This is a genomic window from Sphingosinicellaceae bacterium (assembly GCA_019285715.1).
Classification (GTDB): Bacteria; Pseudomonadota; Alphaproteobacteria; order Sphingomonadales; family Sphingomonadaceae; genus Glacieibacterium.
The window spans coordinates 3,798,512-3,817,018 of record CP079108.1; the positions used below are offsets into that span (position 1 = coordinate 3,798,512).

Sequence of the window (18,507 nt, forward strand, 5' to 3'; positions counted from 1 at the left end):
CAGCCCGGCTACTTCGAAAGCTGAGCAGCCGGGCGGCCCGGATCAGAACCGCACAGTCCCCTGCAGCGCGATCTCGCGGGGGCGCCCATCGGCAACGGCAATCTGGCCCGGGGGCGAGAAGGTCTTGTCCGAACTGCCGACGCCGTAGCGCTTGTTGGTCAGGTTGCGCCCGATCAGGCCGAGCTCCCAGCTGTCGTCCTCGCGGTGCAGGCGCAGGGCGGCGTTGATCAGTACGAACCCCTTTTGATAGCCGACCGGGTTCTCGTTCTCCTGCATCCAGTAGCCGGTGGTGTAGCGCGCGTCGCCGGAGAGGCCGAGCTTGAGCGTGTTGGTCAGGGTGGCGTCGTAGGTAACGCCGCCGCTGACGTTCCACGCCGGGGCGCGGACGAGCGCAGTGCCGGACAGGTCCTGGACGCCGCCGACGCAACCCTCGGCCTCGGTTTCGCCGCCGTAGCAGGGCGCGCCGAGGAAGTTCAGGTACTTCGCCTTGTTGTAGCCGAGCGCGCCGCGGATCGCGAGGGCATCGGTGGCAGCATAGCTGGCGTCCGCCTCGATGCCGGTGGTCCGCGCGGCGGCGGCGTTGCGGATCGAGAACGCCACCGTCTGCGCGTTGAACGAGGTCAACTGCAACCCGGTGAACTTGTAACGGTACAGCGCGGTGTTGATCGTCAGCTTGCGGCCGAGGAACGAGCCCTTGGCGCCGAGCTCGCCGCCCTTGGCCTTCTCGGGCTGGAAGCTGAGGTCCGCGATGGTCTGGCCGAACGACAGGATAGACGGGTTCGAGAAGCCGCCCGACTTGTAGCCGGTCTTGTACGCCGCGTAGAGCGTGGTGCGCGATGTCGGGTGCCATGACAGCGTCGCTTCGGGCGAGAAGTTGTTGTCCTTGAAGCGCCCGTTGATCTGGATACCCGCCGGATTGACGATGCCGAATGGTGCGAAGTTGGCGTTTACGAAGGTGTTTTCGACAAGGGTACGCTTCACCTCCTTGGTCCAGCGGACGCCGCCTGCCAGCTCGAGGTTGGGCAGGATGTTGTAGATCGCCTGGCCGAACAGCGAGTAGGTCTTGCCGTGGTTGTTCGAGATCAGCGACCAGTTGTTGTAATAGCCGGTGGTGGGGTCCAGGCCGACCGCGGCGATCATGCCGTTGCCGAGCGTGTCGCGTTTGGCGCTCTCGTAATAACCGCCGAGCACGAAGTTGACCGGGAATTCGAAGCTCGTGGCGAGCCGGATTTCCTGCGAGAAGGCGCTGCTGTTGTCCTGATTCAGGCCCCAGACCGCGCCGAGCGCCGAGGCGTCGAAGTCGTCGAAGCCCGAGTTCTTGTACTTGTAGTAGCCGGTCACCGAGGTAATCGTCGCGGCATCGCCAAGCTTGTAGTTCATCGTCAGCGAGGTCAGGATCGAGCTGTAGTCGGTGTAGGGCCGGCCGTCCTTCGAGCCCGGATAATTGACCGCACGACCCGCCGGCAGCGACGCCGACGAACGCTTGCCGTCGATCTTGCAGTCGCCATAGGGGTCGGTGACGTAGACGCCGCTGGACAGGTCGAGGGTCGCCGGCTTGCCGTTGGGATCGGCGCACTTGACCTCGTTGTTGGCCGACTCGCCGCCGTCCTTGAGGCTTGACCCGAAGATCTTCAGGGTCGCGTCGAAGTTGTCGGTCGGGCGCCACTCGAGTGTGCCGCGGCCCACGAACTCGCGGTTCTTCGGCGAGCGGCGATCACCGGCACCCGGCCGGATGAAATCGGGGTCGCTCGGCAGCACCAGCGGGCCGGCGACGTTCTTCAGATAGCCGTCCATCTTCTGGCCACGCAGCGCAATGCGAAAGCCGAGGGTGTCGGTGATCGGTCCGGATACCGCGCCTTCGAGGTAGCGCTCGTCGGCGTTGAACTCATAGCCGGCGCGGACGTAGGCCTCGAGTGTCTTGGTCGCGCCGGCGGTGTGCAGCGAGATGACGCCGCCGGGGCTGTTCTTGCCGAAGAACAGCGCCTGCGGGCCCTTGAGCACTTCGACCTGCTGGAGGTCGAAGAAGCCCTGCGTGACGACCCGCCCGCGGCTGACCTGGAGGCCGTCGATGTTGACCGACACCGTCTGGTCGATGCCGGCGTCAGCCGCCGACGAGCCGATGCCGCGGATCGAGAACGAGGCGCCCGCGCCGCCGCTGCCGGTCTTGGCGATGATCACCTGCGGAACCAGTTGCCCGAGCTTGGTCAGGTCGTTGGCCTGGTAACGGTTGATGTCGTTGGCGCTGAGTGCGGTCACCGCGACCGGCACTTCGAGCAGGGTCTCGTCGCGCTTGCGCGCCGTGACGATGATGTCATCGGCACCGACGCCGGTGACCTGACGGGCCGGCGAAGTGGTGGCCGGAGCGGCACCGCCAGCCTGGCCGGGCGTCTGCGGAGCCGGCGTGCTCGACACGGCATCCTGAGCGGCGAGTGGCGAGGCCATGGCGGCGGACGCCAGCAAAGATAGGACAACGAGCTGCCGGGACGACGGCTTACGCATTTCGGACTCCCCAAGGTCGGATTCGATTGATCCGATCCCTGGGGGAGCCCGGGCACCCTCGATACTGTTCAAACTCGTAGGTTGCGTACATTCGGCAAAACCTGCGGCAAAACTGCCGCAGTCGAGCCTGCAGACCGCTAGGCTGCGAGCGCGAGCCTCGGCGTCCGGGTACGTCTGCGCATCGCCGTGCCGGTCATCGCAAAGCCGCCGATCATCAGGGCCCATGCCGCCGGCTCAGGTACGGCTGTCGCTGCGATACCGCCGACATAATCGAGCCGGTCGGTGCCGTCGGTAACGCTGGCGCCGTAGGTCGGGCCACCGCCGTAATCGCCGTTACTCCACAGGTTGACCCCGTAACCCCCCGTGATCGTGAAAACGATGCCGTAGATGTCGAGGAAGCCACCGTGCGCGTCATAGTCGCTCGCGGCCTGCGGTGAGCCGCCCGGGTAATATAGGCCGTCATACGACAAGCCCGGAGCGATGCCGTCCGGGCCGGGCGATCCGTTGAGGATCGGGTAGAAGCCGAAGCTGTGCGGAGCCAGAAGGTTGCCAGGGGTCGGATTGGCCGGGTTGCTGGGCACGATCCCGGTTATCGTCGCGTTCGAGATGCCGAGCGTCGAGTCGGAGAACGTCCCGCTGATCCCGGTGACGATGTAGGAGCCCACTGGATCGAATGTATTGGGCGATGTCCCCAGCGGCCCGGTATTGGGGTTCGCGACATAGGTTAGTCTGATCGAACCGGTTACCCCAGAGCCGCTGAGTTTGTAAGCGGTGTTACTCGCGTACGCCTGGGCGCTTGACAGGGCCGCGAGCACCAGGGCGCCCGCAAGCGTATGCTTCTTCATGGTAAACAATCCTCCCAACGACGACTTCACGTTTATTGAGACGGAGTGTTAGACAGTCGTGGCTCGCTGTCAAACCTTGATTATTATTGCAGAACTATGACGATTGGGAGGGGTCGACATCGCAGGGTAGGCGCCGTGATCCCGTGCCGGTTGCCGCCGCCGGTCGACTTCAAGCCTCATTGCCTCAAGGCTCGTCCCTCAAACCGTCATCGACATGCCGCGATAGATCCGCGCCCGGTAGCGCGAGTCCTCGGCGTCGGGGATCGGCGCACCGGCCAGCAGCACGGCGCGGGCGAAGCGCCGGACCTCCTCGAGATGCTCCTCGAGATTGCGCGGCTCCTCCGACCGGACCCGTCGGGTCAGGTTGATCTGGTTGACCGCGACCTCGTGGACCAGCCGCTCGTTCTCGACCGCGAGCGTAGCGGTGAAGGCATGCAGCGCGGTCTTGACGAAGTTGGCGAGCGCGAACGCCGGCCCGGTGTTGCCCATCGCCACGTCGGGCGTGACCAGCACCAGCTGGCAATGGTCGTACAGCGAGACCTTGCGGCTGACCCGGAAATGATGGGTCAGATTGTCCTCGATCAACTGCGCGAACTCGGGCGGCGTCAGCGGCTCCTCGCCGAACAGCCGGTCGGGCAGCGGCGCGAACGGCGACGAGACCACCGTCGTCGGCGGTCCCCACTGGACCAGCGCACGGTCCATCGCGTCCTCGAGGCTGTCGTCCGCAGCAACGAGGGTCTCGACCGTGCCGCCGCCACCCAGCTCCGCAGTGATCGCCGCGCCGGCTTCGGGCGTGCGGACGATCAGCACGATGCGCTCGACGGCGCAGTCGGCGAAGGCTTGCGCGGCGGCGGTAAGGTGATCGGTCAAATGCTCGCCGACGATCCACACAGTCTTGCCGCGCATGCGGTCGAGGCGCTCCTGCTTGGGGCTGCCGAACAGTTCGCGCTCGACGGTCGAGCGTTCGAGGCTGAGGCCGCCCGACGGCATGAAGGTTTCACCGCTGACCGCACGGTCGGCCAGAAAGAACACTGTCGCCTGCGCGACCTCGCCCTCGGTCGGCATGCGGCCGAGATTGAGCAGCGAGGTAACCCCCGCGCCGACCTTGGTCGCCTCCGCCGCGACCTTGGCCTCGGGTAGCCACGGCTTGTCGCCGACCGGAACCCTCAGCAGCCAGCCGCCGTTCGCGTCCGCCGTGTCGGGGCGGTCGCGCCAGGTCGCGGCGTCACGGAGATAGCCGCCGAGGCGCAGGCGCTTGACCAGCCGCGCGGCGATCTCGCGGGTCAGGATGAAACGGTCCCAGGTGCAGGTATCGTCCCCCTCCTGCGCGCAGGCGAGCGCCAGGTCGCGAAGCTCGCGCGGGTTGTCGGTGTCATGCGCGATCCGCACGCTGTCGTTGCGCGACAGGCGACCGAGCACGGTCTCGACCGGGATGCCGCGTCGGACCGCCCGGACGACCGCCGAGTGGACCGCGTTCAGCCGCTTGTTCTCGAGGATCAGCCGCCCGCGCCGTTCGAACAGCCCCGGCTTGCCGCCGGTGCCGCCGAGCCGGTCGCCGTCGACGGGACCGGGCGCAATCGCATTGATCTGCACCTCGGGCCCGAGCGAACGCGCCATCGCCTCCGCCATCGCGCGCTGGCCGGCTTTCGACACGGCATAGTCGGCGCGGTTCGGGTAGGCGACGGCGAGGTGCTTCTCGCCGCCGAAGTAGCTGGAGACGTTGAGGATATAGCCCGACCCCTGCGCCTTCATGCGCGGCACGACGGCGTGCGCGAGGACGTAGTTCGAGATCAGATTGGCATCGAGCGTCCGCCGCCACGCATCGACGTCCATGTCGACGACCATCTCCTCGGCCCCCGAAATCCCGGCGTTGTTGATGAGGTAGTCGATGCGCCCAAACGCGGCGATGGTCGCGTCGACCGCGCCGGCCAGCGCTGCGTGGTCGCTGACGTCGATGCCCGACAGCGTTCGCACGCGCCGTTCGACACCGGAAAATCCGATGTCCTCGAGTTCGCCGACGATCCGCGCGCGCATGGTCGCCAGCTCGGTCTCGCGCCGCGCCACGAGCATGACCCGGGCGCCGGCCAGCGCCAGCAGCCGTGCCACCTGCCCGCCAATGCCCGCGGATCCGCCGGTGATCAGCGCGACCTTGCCGAGGTGGAGCCCGGTGATGTTCTCGGCGAACCCGACCATCGCGACGCGCGCGCCGGTGGCTTCGCCGATCGACGGCGGCAAGTGCAGGCTGATCGGCTCGATGCGACGCTCCTTGAGCAGGATGCGCGCGCACTGCCCGGCCGTGAAGCGGATGTTCTCCGACTCCGCGTTGCCGCTGCGGACGATCTGGTTGCCCCATTCCGCCTGACGACGCCGTCCGAGCTCGACATCGACCGTGCTCTCGTCGCGCCAGACCCGGATCAGCTGCTCGCAGACCGCAGCGAACAGCCCGTTCCAGGCGTTGGCGCCGCCGTCGCTTGGGCCGCCGACGAAGACGAAGCGGGGGTCGTGGACGAGGCTGTCGTGGAGCTTCCAGTAGCGGGTCAGTGACCGCGCCACCGCGACCGCGCCGGTGAGTTCGTCGTCGATGAAGCTGTCGACCTGCTCGTCGCTGGCGGCGTGGAGCGGACCGGTGAAGTTGTCGCTGCCGAACTCCGGCAGGACGATCGCGCCGGTGACCTCGCCCTCGGCGGCGCTGAACTCGGCGAGGCAAGCTTCCATCTGGGCCGGGTCGGAACGGTCGAAGCGGGCGAGCGTCAGGCGTCCGGTGGCAGGGTTGGCGTCGAGGCGCTGGCGCATGATCGCCACCGCCGCGTCGCTGCCGAAGCCGAGCAGAACCGCCGCGCCGCACGCCGCCTGAACCCGCGCGATCTCGAGCGCATCGTTAAGCGAGTCACCGCCCGCGACGACGATGCCGAGCCCGGCGCCGTCGATCGAGCGCATCGTCGGTCGCGACAGATAGGTCGAGCGCGACTCCTTCGGCACGCTCATGCCGTGCGTGACCTCGAAGTCGTGCCCAGTGATCGCGGCGCTCTCGTCGGAGCCGAGGAAGACGCATGTCGCGGCAATGTCGGGGGGGGTCGGCAGCGGCTTCGCGGCAGGTTCAGCACCGCCGCGGGCCAGCGCCATGATGCCGGTGAAATGGTCGGCGGTCGTGTTGGCGGCCTTGCCCTGGAGCTTGTCCATCGCCGCGAAGACGGTGCGGATGCGGTCGCTCTCGATCGGCCCGGGGAACAGCAGGTTGACCCGGATGCCGCGCACCCCGAGCTCCTGCGCCAGCGTCCGCGACAGCGCGTTCATCGCGGCCTTGGGGACCACGTAGGCGGTCCTCGCGTAATAATGCGTGCGGCTGAAGATCGTCGAGACGTTGATGATCGAGCCGCCTGCCGGGATGAACTCCGCCGCCGCGCGCACCAGGTTCCACGCGACGCCGAGCAAGCTCCGCGCCGCCTGTGCCACGGTCTCGGTGTCGCCGTTCGCCAGCTCCTCGACCGTCAGCGGGACGCGCTCGAGCGGCGCCTTGGGACCGGCCGATCCGGCATTGTTGACGAGGATGTCGATCCGTCCGTGGCGCTCGACAACCTCGGCAATGCCGGCGCGCACGGAGGCGGCGTCGGCACCGTCGAGCACCACGGTCGACACCCGCGCTGGGTCGGCCCCGGTCGCTGCAAGCACGGCGTCGCGCGCCGCGTCGGTCCGCGCCGGGGTGCGCCCGGTCATCACCACGGTCGCGCCCTCGCGCAGGTAATAACGGACGATCTCGCCGCCGAGGTTGCCCGCGGCTCCGGTCACGAGGGCGATCTTGCCGGCCAGGCGACCCGTGGTCTGGGCGGCGGTCATCGGCTCGAGGATCGGAGCGTTCACTTGGCTTCTCCAGATTCCGCTTCCTGCGCCGCCCAGGCCTCGAGCAGCGCGTCCTTGCTGCGCAGCCCGAGCGCCGGGAGCGCGTGGTTGACGACATAGGTCGCGCCGGAATGGCGGTTCTCCCACATCGACTGGTGCGCCTCCGGCAACCCCTCCCACGGCACCACCGTCGGCGGCGTCACGTCGAGCAGCCCGGCGGCGATCATGTCGTTCATCCGCGTCACCTCGTAGGCGTTGCACAAATGCGTGCCGCGGATCTCGGCGGTCGGCATCAGGATGCGCCGCTGCCGCGTCCACACCTGCGGCGCATAGAAGCTGAAACGCCGCCCGGCGCAGTCCTCGGCATAGACGACGCGCCCGGTGAACGGCTTGACCAGCGCGGTCGACGCCCCGAGCGTGTCCTGCCCGGCGCGCTCGATGATCAGGTCCGGAGACCCGCGCGGGTTGTCGGGCGAGCGCAGCAGGCGGCCGACCGCCGCGCCGAAGGGCTTCAGCGTCTTCTCCTGATAGTCGCGGACCTGGGCGCGGAAGCTCTCGATGTCCTCGCGCGCCGGGGTCAGGCGGGGCATCGCGTCGGGCCATTCGAACTGGTCGCCGAGGCGGCGGCTGAGGTCCTCGAGGCTGACGATCCCTGCGATGGCGTCCTCGAAGCCGAGCGACTGCAGGAACTCGCGCTGGCCATCGGTGGTGGTGACGACCACGGTCCGCGCCTTCACCGCGCGCGCCGCCTCGATCATCTCGAGCCCCGTCGTGTCGGCGAGATCGCGGCTGCGCGGGCCGTAGAACAGCAGCACCGCCTCGCCGCCGCGCAGCTTTGCCCGCCGCAGCATCGCCTCCGGTGTCGAGACGCCCGACTTGCCGACGAAGGTGAAGTGGTAGCCCGACGACGCGCCATAGAAAGCGAGCACGCCGCCCTCGCCGAGCAACTGGAACGAGCGCGGGAAGGCGGTCTCGCCGGCGTGGCTGACGACATAGTCGGCCAGTTGCCCGTCGTTCATGGCGCGGTACTCGTCGAGCAACGGCTGGCCCGCCGCCTCCCATGCCGCCCACCCGGACGGGTCCTCGGGCACCGGCGTGAACGCGTTGGCAAAGCGCGCGTCGGTTCGGTCGAGCGCACCGACCGCGCCGCATTCGCGCACGAATGCCGCCCGGGCAGGCGACGAGACCAAGCCGGTGACGTGGAGCCCGGTGCGGATGCTGGTCTTGAGCGCGTCGTGGCCGGTGCCGGTGGCCGAGCCCTCAACGAACAGCCGCTTGCCGGGCTCGATCTCCAGTGTCGTGAACAGCGCGCGGACGACGGTGCCGAGGTTGAGGATGTAGCTGCCCGCGGCCTCCAGCGTCAGGTCGGCGGGGACGTGGTGGAGCTGCGGCGCCTGGGTGACGAGGAACTGCGCGTGGCTGCCGGTCTCGGTCTCGTAGCCCTGGATGGCGAAGTCCGCGAACATCGGGTCGCGCCCAACCTGGGGGGACAGCAGGTCGTTGGTCCCCGAATAGACCGCGACGAGATCACCGACCTTGAGCCGCCCCTCAGCGCGCGCTTCGGAACCGAGCGAGGCGATCAGCCCGACGCCGCCGGAGCCGGTGGTCTGGTAGTCGTTCTCGTGGCCGTCGAAGGGCGACACTGGGATGCCGGTCAGCGCCCAGATGTCGTTGAAGTTGACCTCCGAGGTTAGCATGTAGACGAGCGCGTCGTTGGCCTCCGGCTGGTCGACGGGGACAAGCATCTGCTTTTCATGGGTCGCGGGCGGGCCAAAGCCGGGTTCGCCGGTTTCGGGGCTGCGCGCGATGCCGAAGGCGTATTGGCCGGTCGGCAGCGGCGTGATGCCGGGGAAGAACGGCGCGCCGATGGGCAATGCGCCGCTCGTATCGGCGTTCGCCGTCCCGCTCCGCACCGGGAGCGGCGGGCTGGTCTTATCGATGAACTGGCGGATGCCGGTCTTGCCGCCTTGGGGATCGACCACGGCCTCGGCGAAGTGATCGGCCTCGCGGGCCAGTCCGGCAGCGATGCCCTGCGTCCAGCCGACGCGCATGGCGTCGATTGCGCGCCGACCGGCATCGCCCCGGCCGGCCCATTCGAGCTGTTGCAGAATGCGTTTAATATCATCGCTCGCCAGCGCCGACTCAAAGTCCTCGACGCCGGGCTCGTTCCATTGTGCGGTCGACGCGCGGCGGACGGCAAAGCTGCGCCCGAGGTCGCTGTCCGCGCCGACGCGGACGAAATCCCGGACGAGCGAATGCGCCTCCGTGAGGGCGTCCACCGAACCTGCGGCGGTCGCTTCGATCAATCCGGCACGGCTGGCGGCATCGACGTCGATCGTGCGCCCGCCGAGGATCATCTCGAGCGCGACCGCGATGCCCTCGGCGCCGGTCCGCCCGGCCAGCAATCGCGGCAGCCGCTGCGTTCCTCCATACCCCGGGATCAGACGCAGCCGGATCTCTGGTTGCCCGAAGCGGGCGTGCGGTTCGGCGATCCGGTAGTGGCAGGCCAGCGCGAACTCCATGCCGCCGCCGAGCGCGACGCCCTGGATCGCGGCGATGCACGGCTTGTCCATGGCCTCGATCTTGTTGAACGCCAGCTGCGCATTGTTCGGCAGGACGCGGGCTTCGTCCTCGTCGTGGATTTCGTCGAGGAACTGGCGGATGTCGGCGCCGGCGACGAAGCTCGCGGTGCCTTCGCCGGTGAAGACGACGGCAACAACGTCGTCACGATGCGAGAGGTGGTCGACGACGATGTTGAGCTCGTCGAGCGCGCGCTCGTTGAGGGCGTTGACTGGCGGGTTGGTGACGGTGACGGTCGCGACTTTCTTGCCGGGGGCGACATTGTTGTACTGGATCTTGAAATAGCGGTAGCGCTCGAACAGCTGCTGCGTCTCGCTAAGTCGCTGGCGACGCTGCCATTCCTCGATGACGGTGCGGAGGTCGTCGAGGCTCTCGGGGTTCTTCAGGGTTGAGGTGTCGCCGAGGTCGCCGCCCTCGACGAGCGCGCGGACCATGCGCCGGACGTACTTGCCCGAGCGCGTCTCGGGGAACGCCTTGACCTCCAGATAGTCGGCGGGGACGGCGGTCGCGCCCTTCTCCTGCCGCACCAGCTCGGTCAGGCGGCGGCGGTCGTCCTGGGTGATGCGGCGGCCGGGGGAGGCGACGATGAACGCCAGCGGGGTCAGGCCGCGGGTCGCGTCGGGGGCGCCGACGACGAGCACGTTGCCGACCGGCGAGTTCGGGTCGAGCGCCTTGTCGCGCAGGATCGCGCCCTCGATCTCCTCGGTGCCCATGCGGTGCCCCGAGACGTTGATGACGTCGTCGGAGCGGCCGTGGAGCGAGAACGAATCGTCGTCGTGCTGCACGGCGAAATCGCCCTGCGTGTAGGCGGGGGTGCCGTCCCAGCGCGTCCAGTAAGCGTCCGCCCACCGCTGCCCGTCGCCCTTCCAGCCGGGCTGCCCGACGTTTGCGGCGTCGCCCCAGACGGTGCGCGCGAGGTAGGGATAAGGTGCGGCGATGACGATCTCGCCCTTCTCGCCGCGCTCGGCCTCGCGCCATTTGGCGTGGGTGGTGGCGTCGTCGGTGGGCACGCGCACCTCGCCGACGATCCACGGCAGCGCCCAGGTGTGCGCGTCGGGGCGGAGCGGGAAGTCGCTGGCGCCATAGAACTGTGTCCAGGCGATGCCGCCGTGCTCGGTCGCCCAGTAGGAGTTGATGTACCACGGCGTGATCTCGGCCATGCCGAACGCCTGCACCGGGGGCGAGGTCGGCTCGGCGCAGAAGGTCGCGACGCGCAGCGAGGACATGTCCCAGGCCCTGAGGTCGCGGAGGTTCTGGGGGTCTGACATCACCGACTTCAGGAAAGTGACGCCGGCCTTGAAAATGGTGACGCCGTGGCGCTCGATCGACGCTGCGAAGCGTCCGGCGTGCGGGAATACCGGCGCGCCCTCGGTGATCAGCGTGGTGACGCGCGAGGTCAGCGCGGCGGAGATCAGGTAGCTCTGCCCGGTAATCCAGCCGGGGTCGGCGACGACGTACAGCACGTCGCCCGGACGCGCGTCGAAGGCGACCTTCATGGTGTGGGCGATGCCGGCGACATAGCCGCCGTGGACGTGGACGACGCCCTTGGGCTTCCCGGTCGAGCCGCTCGTGTAGATCACGAACAGCGGGAATTCGGCATCGACGGGCAGCGGCGGGCACGACTTCCAGATCGCCGCGATAAACGCTTCGTCGGGGAGCGCGAGCAGCTCAGCCTCCGATGCCAACCCGGCGGCAGCGAGCAATTCCTTGCCCGCGGCGTCGGTCAGCGCGTGGCTCCACTGGTCGCGGCTGCGCCAGACCAGGTCGGGGGTCGACGTGTGCCGGACCACCACCACGGCGTCGACGCGCGGCGGTGCGTCGACGAGCGCCGATGCAACAGCGATGCGGACCCGGCTCGATTCCGCGGCATCGAGGCCGAGGCTGGCGAGCGCCCGGCCGACACCGCGCATGACGTCCGAGCGCTCGACCGTGACCTCGCCCTTCAGCGCGGCGCGCGCGGCTTCGTGGATCGCGGCCTTCTGCTCTGCGGGCAGGTCGAGGCCTTCGATCAGGCGCAGCGCCACCTCGACCGGCACGTAATTGTCGAGCGCGGGGTCGGTGTAGGCGGTCTTGAAGGGCACCACCTGCGCGTTGCGGTAGCCGCCGTCAGCAGTAACCACGACGCGCGCGCCGGCGTCGTGGATGCGGTCCGACAGCGTCTTGTCGGAGAAGCCGCCGAACACCGGCGTGTAGATCACGCCGGCGCGCTTGGCACCCTCAGTCCAGAAGATCTGCGGTACGATCGACGGCAGGTTGAGCGCGATGCTGTCGCCAGCCTTGAGCCCGAGCGCCTTCAGCGCCAGCGCGCACTTCGCGCTCTCCAGCAGCAATGTCCGGCGCGACACCGGAAAGGTATCGACCGGGCCGCCGCGGCCGCCGTTCGCCGCCATGTCCCAGCGGTCGCCCTCGAAAATCAGCGCCGCTTCAGCGCCGTGGCCCGCCAGCACATGCCGGTCGACCTCGTTGAAGGCGGCGTTGGTCAGGCCGCCGGAGAACCAGCGATAGTGCGGGGCGTCGCTGTCGTCGAAGGCGCGGGCCCATGGCTCGAAGCCCGGCCCGAGTTCGCGGCTGACGGGGGCCGCTGTCGCGGCGTCCCAACCGGACCAGAGATTGCCCTCGCCACGGCTCAGCCATGCGCCGTCGACCAGCCAGTGGATCGCGGCACCCGCAATTTCGCCGTGGAAGCGACCGGGGTCAGCCAGCACCGCCTCGCGCATGGCCTGCCAGGTCGCCCGGTCAGTAACCGGGTTCACCGTAGCGGCGGGGGCCACCGGGGTCCGAGCGTCGCTAGCCAGACTTGACACCTTCACTCCACAAAATGTCGCATTGATACAATACTTGCTACAGGAGGTAGTTCCAAGCAATATTATTACTGTTGTGCGGCAGTGTGCCGCAGATAAGGTGCATTTTGCCGCCCCGAATGGATCGAAAATGCCTCGGAGCAGCGGCCTGGCGAAGCGACATCGGTACAGTTGGTGCGGCATCGCAAATCCCGCCCGATGGTCTAGTCTGTGCGCTCCATCGTCTCCGTGAGGTCCACATCGTGCCCGACGACCAGCCTCCCGAGCCCTCCAAGCTCACCCTGTCCAAGCGGCGCTGGGCCAGCGAGGGCAAGTTCCTGACCGGTGCCGAGGCGCGCCCCGACGAGCAGCGGCTGCCACCCGGACAGCATCTCGTCCGCGACTGGCCGGTGCTCGACCTCGGCCGCCAGCCCGAGGTCTCGCGCGAGCGCTGGTCGCTTCGCATCGGCGGCATGGTCGAGCGGCCGATCACCCTCGACTGGGCCGGCCTGATGGCGTTGCCGCAGACCGGCAGCCGCTCCGACATCCACTGCGTGACCAGCTGGTCACGCTACGACAACGACTGGGACGGGGTCGCCACCGCGGACCTGCTCGACCTCGTCGATCCGCGCGACGAGGCCGTGGCGATCATGCTCCACGGCTCGGACGGCTACACCACCAACGTCACGCTGGCCGATTTTGCGGCACCGGGCGTGCTCCTCGCGCACAGCTGGCAGGGCAAGCCGCTGGAACGGCAGCACGGCGGTCCGGTCCGGCTGGTCGTGCCGCACCTGTATTTCTGGAAAAGCGCCAAGTGGCTGTCGGAGATCGAGTTCAAGGGCGTCGACCGGCCCGGCTATTGGGAGCAGAACGGCTACCATATGCGCGGCGATCCGTGGACCGAGGAGCGCTATTCCTGACGGGGACTTTTGACGCAGCTTGCCGTATCCCTGTTGGCTTCCGGCGACCGCTGGTCTAGCCGCCCCATGAAGCCCGCCGCCGAGGGAATGTCGACGCCATGACCAACCAGCGCTCAACTGCCGCCCACCTGTCCCGGTCCGCGCCGATCGGCTGGCCCGTCGCCTTCGCCGCCGCGACCGTGCTCGGGACGCTGGCGACGGCGTGCATGATGCCGTTCGTCGCGCTCGCGGTCGTCGCCGCGGCCACCTTGCCGCTGCGCCGGGCGGTGGCGACGGTCGCAGTGATGTGGGTGGTGAGCCAGGGGCTGGGCTTCGCGCTGCTCGGCTATCCCGCGACCGGCTATGCCATCGCCTGGGGCGTCGCGCTGGGCTGTGCCAGCCTCGCGGCGATGCTGGTTTCGCGGCGGCTGCTCGGCCGGGCGCCGTTGACGACGTTGCGGCTGGTCGGGGTGTTCCTCGCCGCGTTTGTCGTCGACGAGACGCTGCTGTTCGGGTTCGCCAGCATCGTCGGCGGCACCGAGACCTTCACGCCCAGGATTATCGCGCAGTTGCTCGCCAACGACGGGGCGTGGTTCGCCGGGCTGGTGGCGCTGTATTTCGCACTGACCGGACTGGCACCGCGGGTATTCGGGCGCTCGCCGGCATTGCGGTTCGCCTGATGGCCGCCGACCCGATGGGTCCCGCCTGATGGCGGCGCGTCCGCGCGTCGTCTCGCTGCTGCCGAGCGCCACCGAGATCGCCGTCGCGGTCGGGCTCGGCGACAGTATTTTCGGGCGCTCGCACGAGTGTGATTTCCCGCCGTTCATCAAGGCGCTGCCGGTCTGCACCTCGACCAAGCTAGAGAAGGGGCTGACCTCGCTCGAGATCGACAACCGGGTGCAGGAGATCGTTCGCCAGGGCCTGTCGGTCTACGCCGTCGATGCCGAGCTGCTGCGCTCGCTGAAGCCCGACGTGATCCTGACCCAGTCGCAGTGCGCGGTGTGCGCCGTCACTCCCGCGGACCTCGAGGAAGCGCTCGCCGACTGGGTCGGGACGGCACCGGTGCTGCTGTCGCTGGCGCCCGACGACCTGGGCGACGTCTGGGGCGATATCCGCCGCGTCGGCGAGGCGGTCGACGCCCTGCCCCAGGCCGAGGTCGCGATTGCCGAACTGCAGGAGCGGCTGGAGCGGCTGGCTGCGCGCAGTGCCGGCTCCGCCCGTCCGACCGTCGCCGCGATCGAGTGGATCGACCCGCTGATGGCAGCCGGCAACTGGGTGCCCGAGCTGATCCGCATCGCCGGCGGCGAAGCGCTGTTCGCCGCGCCCGGCCAGCATTCGCCGTGGCTGGAGTGGGATGCGCTGGTTGCCGCCGACCCCGACGTGATCGTCATGATGCCGTGCGGCTACCAGATCCCGCAGACCCTCGCCGACCTGGCGCCGCTGACCGGGCGGGACGGGTGGCAGGATCTGTCGGCAGTCCGAAATGGCCGGGTGTTCGTCGCCGACGGCCACCATTTCTTCAACCGCCCCGGACCACGGCTAGTCGAATCCGCGCAGATCATCGCCGAGACGCTGGGCGACGGTGGCGCCGGCGAGGGCAGCGGCTGGCTGCGCCTGCCAGCTACGCGAGCGGCCTGATCATACGATAAAGCGCCCTCGGCGACCGGCCGGCCGCGCGCTCAGTCGGCCGCCCGCTCAGTGGACGATCACCAGCGGTGTCTCGCACGCCTTGAGCATGCGCCGGGTGACACCGCCGAACAGCGCCTCGCCGACCCGCGAGTGACCATAGGCACCCATCACGCAGTAGCTCGCGTGATAGTCGAGGGCTTTGCGGCGGATGATCGCGTCGGCGTGCTCGCCATTGGCGGGGACACGCACGATCTCGGCATGGATACCGTGGCGCGACAGATACTCCGCCGCTTCCTCGGCCGGCGCGGCATCGGCGGCAATGTCGATCTCGAGGATGTGCACCGATCCCGCCAGCTTGAGCAGCGGCAACGTCCCTGACAGCGCCGCCATCGCCGACAGCGAGCCGTCCCAGGCAACCAGCACCGCGCCGCCGGTGTCGAAGCGGCGCACTGTGTCGGCGACGGCGACGACGGGCTTGTGGGTCGCGATGGCGACCGAAGCCGCGATCGCCGCCATGTCGAGCGGATCGTGCTCCAGCGCGCGGTTGACGACGATGATGTCCGCGAGCCCGGCGGCGCGCGTCACGCAGCCCGCCAGGTCGCCGAGCCGGTCGAGCCAGTTCCAGCTTACCGCCTCGTTGGCGAACCGCGCGGCGAGCGCCGCGTGATTGGCGGTCTCGCGCGCCATCTCGTCGACCAGCAGCGTGTTGTCGCTGCCGCCGTACAAGCCGTCGGGCGCATAGATCATCTGCACGACGTCGACGCAGGTGATATGGCCGTCGAGGGCGCGGGCAAGGTCCAGCGCGACCTGCAACCGCGCCTCCTGCCCATCGTCGTCATGCACCAGCAACAGGATGTTCTTCATGGGCGGTCTCCAGCGTCGACCTGCCTGTCGTAGGCCCGCACCGGCGACCGCGTTATCCGGGACTTTACGGATGGCGCTTATAGCGTCGGGCGATGGTAACGTACTGGATCGTACAGAGGTGACCAGACAGACATCGGCGTCGACCCGGGCTGGACCGGAAATGTCGGCGCCGGCGCGCGTAACGGCGTAGCGCAGTCGGATGCGAGACGCCGCCACCACGCGCCACCGGCCCTCGAGGCTCTGGTTTGCCGTCACCGCCGGAGCCGTGGCGATGCTGTCGGCGGGCTGGCGCCGGGCGATGGCCGACAAGGCGGTCGCGGTGCGTGCTCGTGAGACGCGGGACGAGCTCAACCTGTTGATCGACGGGGCGATCGATCATGCCATCTACATGATCAATCCACAGGGGATCGTGACGATCTGGAACAAGGGCGCCGAGCGCCTCAAGGGCTGGACCGAACAGGAGGCGGTCGGCAGGCACACGTCGATGTTCTATCCCGCCGATCTCGTTGCTGACGGCAAGCCGGACGAGGATCTTCGCCTGGCACGCGAAAACGGCAAGTACGAGGAAGAGAACTGGCGGGTCCGCAAGGACGGCACCGAGTATCTGTCCAGCGTCCTGATCACCGCATTGTACGACAAGGACGGCACTTTGCGGGGCTTCGGCAAAGTCTTGCGCGACGTTACCGAATCGCGCGCCGCGGAGAGTGCGCTGCGTTCGAACGCCAGCCATTTGCGCTCGATCCTGTCGACCGTGCCCGACGCGATGATCGTCATCGACGAGCGCGGCGGAATCGTGTCCTTCAGCGCTGTCGCGGAACGCCTGTTCGGGTTCGTCGAATCCGAGGTCGTCGGCTCGAACGTCAGCCGCCTGATGCCTGATCCGGACAGCCAGCGTCACGATCGCTATCTGACCAACTATCTGACGACGGGCGTGCGCAAGATCATTGGCATCGGCCGCATCGTCATCGGCATGCGTCGCGACGGCTCGACCTTCCCGATGTCGCTGTCGGTCGCGGAAGCAATCAGCGAGGACGGCCAGCGCCTGTTCACCGGCTTTGTCCGCGACCTGACCGAGCGCCACAAGACGCAGCTGCGGCTCGAGGAGCTCCAGTCCGAACTGATTCATGTCGCGCGGGTCAGCGCGATGGGGACGATGGCGTCGACCCTGGCGCATGAACTCAACCAGCCCATCACGGCGGTCGCGAACTATGTCGCGGCGGTGCAGGCCCTGCTCGAAGACCCCGACCCCGCCGACTTGCCGATGATCCGCGAGGCGCTCAAGGATACCGTTGCCGAAGCGATCCGCGCCGGCGATATCGTCCGCCGCCTGCGCAATTTCGTGGCACGCGGCGAGGTCGACAAGACCGTCGAGGACCTTCCGGCGCTGATCAGCGAAGCCGCGGCATTCGGACTGCTGAGTGCACGCGAGATGAGCGTAACCACTCGCTTCGACCTTGACCTCGCAGCCTCGCCGGTGCTTGTCGACAAGGTCCAGATCCAGCAGGTCCTGATCAACCTGATGCGCAACGCGGTCGAGGCGATGTCCGAATCCCCCGAGCGCCGCCTTACGGTGAGCAGCCGCGACGAGGGCAATGGGTTCATCCGGGTGACGGTCGCAGACACCGGACCGGGTGTCGCGCCCGAGATCGTCGGCAAGCTGTTCATCGCCTTCATCAGCACCAAGGCCGAGGGCATGGGCCTCGGGCTGTCGATCTGCCGCACGATCATCGAGGCCAACGGCGGTCGAATCTGGCTGGATCCGCGCGAAGACGGCGGCTCTGCCTTCCATTTCACCTTGGTCAAGGCCGTCCCGGAGAAAGCCGATGCCTGAGCCCCGAACCGTCCATATCGTCGACGACGAGGAGACAGTACGCCGTTCGACCGCCTTCTTGCTGAAGACCTCGGGCTATACCGTTGCGACTTATGCCTCGGGAGCGGCCTTCCTGAAGGATGCCGGCACCGCCAGCCTTGGCTGCGTGCTGCTCGACGTCCGTATGCCCGACATGGACGGCTGCGAGGTCCAGCAGATCATGATCAAGCGCGGCATCACCATGCCGGTGGTCGTGCTCACCGGACACGGTGACGTGAGCATCGCGATCAAGACAATGAAGGCAGGAGCGGTCGATTTCATCGAAAAGCCGTTCGAGAAAGAAATACTGCTCACCGCCATCGAGACCGCATTCGCGCGGCTCGACAACGGTGCCGGGCGGGCCCGCGATACCGCCAGCGCGCGGATTGCCATCGCCGGCCTGACCGACCGTGAGCAGGATGTACTGAAGGGCATGGCGGAGGGGCTGCCGAACAAGTCGATCGCCCACAATCTGGACATCTCGCCCCGCACCGTCGAAGTCCACCGCGCCAATCTCATGACCAAGCTCAGCGTGAACAGCTTGTCGGCAGCGCTGCGCATCGCTTTCGCCGCCGGATTGGGGGAGGGAGGGCAGGACTGACCGCGGATCGCGTATCCGTATACTTCCGTATACCGGGGGCCGTGCCCTCGCGGTAAAATGAGCCTCGTCACGGAACGGGGCTGAGTTGCGCAGAACTGAATCAATCGGCTTGGGCAAACGCCGG

10 protein-coding genes are annotated in these 18,507 nt (G+C 68.1%); 5 read left to right on the plus strand and 5 right to left on the minus strand.

The window, feature by feature from the left end; all coding sequences use genetic code 11:
• Positions 1–42: 42 nt before the first annotated feature.
• The 4 genes from KX816_17475 to KX816_17490 form a co-directional block, all read right to left on the minus strand.
• On the minus strand, positions 43–2,442 hold the full coding sequence (locus KX816_17475; GenBank protein QXQ05970.1) for a TonB-dependent receptor: 2,400 nt from the start codon (positions 2,440–2,442) through the stop codon (positions 43–45).
• 194 nt (positions 2,443–2,636) lie between these two features.
• Positions 2,637–3,344, minus strand: a complete 708-nt coding sequence (locus tag KX816_17480) for a PEPxxWA-CTERM sorting domain-containing protein (GenBank protein QXQ05971.1) — start codon at positions 3,342–3,344, stop codon at positions 2,637–2,639.
• A gap of 198 nt (positions 3,345–3,542) precedes the next feature.
• Complete coding sequence (locus tag KX816_17485) at positions 3,543–7,178, minus strand: SDR family oxidoreductase (GenBank protein QXQ08649.1); 3,636 nt, start codon at positions 7,176–7,178, stop codon at positions 3,543–3,545.
• A gap of 20 nt (positions 7,179–7,198) precedes the next feature.
• Positions 7,199–12,478 carry an AMP-binding protein gene (locus KX816_17490; protein QXQ08650.1) on the minus strand — a complete coding sequence of 1,760 codons (5,280 nt, stop codon included), beginning with the start codon at positions 12,476–12,478 and terminating at the stop codon, positions 7,199–7,201.
• 203 nt (positions 12,479–12,681) lie between these two features.
• Here KX816_17490 and KX816_17495 point away from each other — a divergent pair, with 203 nt between their 5' ends.
• From KX816_17495 to KX816_17505, 3 genes are all read left to right on the plus strand, one after another.
• On the plus strand, positions 12,682–13,461 hold the full coding sequence (locus KX816_17495) for a sulfite oxidase-like oxidoreductase (protein ID QXQ05972.1): 780 nt from the start codon (positions 12,682–12,684) through the stop codon (positions 13,459–13,461).
• A 98-nt stretch (positions 13,462–13,559) separates the two neighbouring features.
• A complete protein-coding gene (locus KX816_17500; protein QXQ05973.1) occupies positions 13,560–14,120 on the plus strand; it encodes a hypothetical protein in 561 nt (186 codons plus the stop codon).
• A 28-nt stretch (positions 14,121–14,148) separates the two neighbouring features.
• On the plus strand, positions 14,149–15,078 hold the full coding sequence (locus KX816_17505) for a cobalamin-binding protein (protein ID QXQ05974.1): 930 nt from the start codon (positions 14,149–14,151) through the stop codon (positions 15,076–15,078).
• Positions 15,079–15,135: 57 nt separating this feature from the next.
• On the opposite strand, the gene KX816_17510 is transcribed toward KX816_17505, so the two are convergent.
• Complete coding sequence (locus KX816_17510; GenBank protein QXQ05975.1) at positions 15,136–15,933, minus strand: universal stress protein; 798 nt, start codon at positions 15,931–15,933, stop codon at positions 15,136–15,138.
• A 199-nt stretch (positions 15,934–16,132) separates the two neighbouring features.
• Between KX816_17510 and KX816_17515 the strand changes: the two genes are divergently transcribed.
• A complete protein-coding gene (locus KX816_17515; protein ID QXQ05976.1) occupies positions 16,133–17,764 on the plus strand; it encodes a PAS domain S-box protein in 1,632 nt (543 codons plus the stop codon).
• The gene (locus KX816_17520) at positions 17,757–18,383 is read left to right on the plus strand and encodes a response regulator (GenBank protein QXQ05977.1); all 627 of its coding nucleotides are present in this window, start codon (positions 17,757–17,759) and stop codon (positions 18,381–18,383) included. Before KX816_17515 ends, KX816_17520 begins: the two co-directional genes overlap by 8 nt.
• Positions 18,384–18,507: the final 124 nt, after the last annotated feature.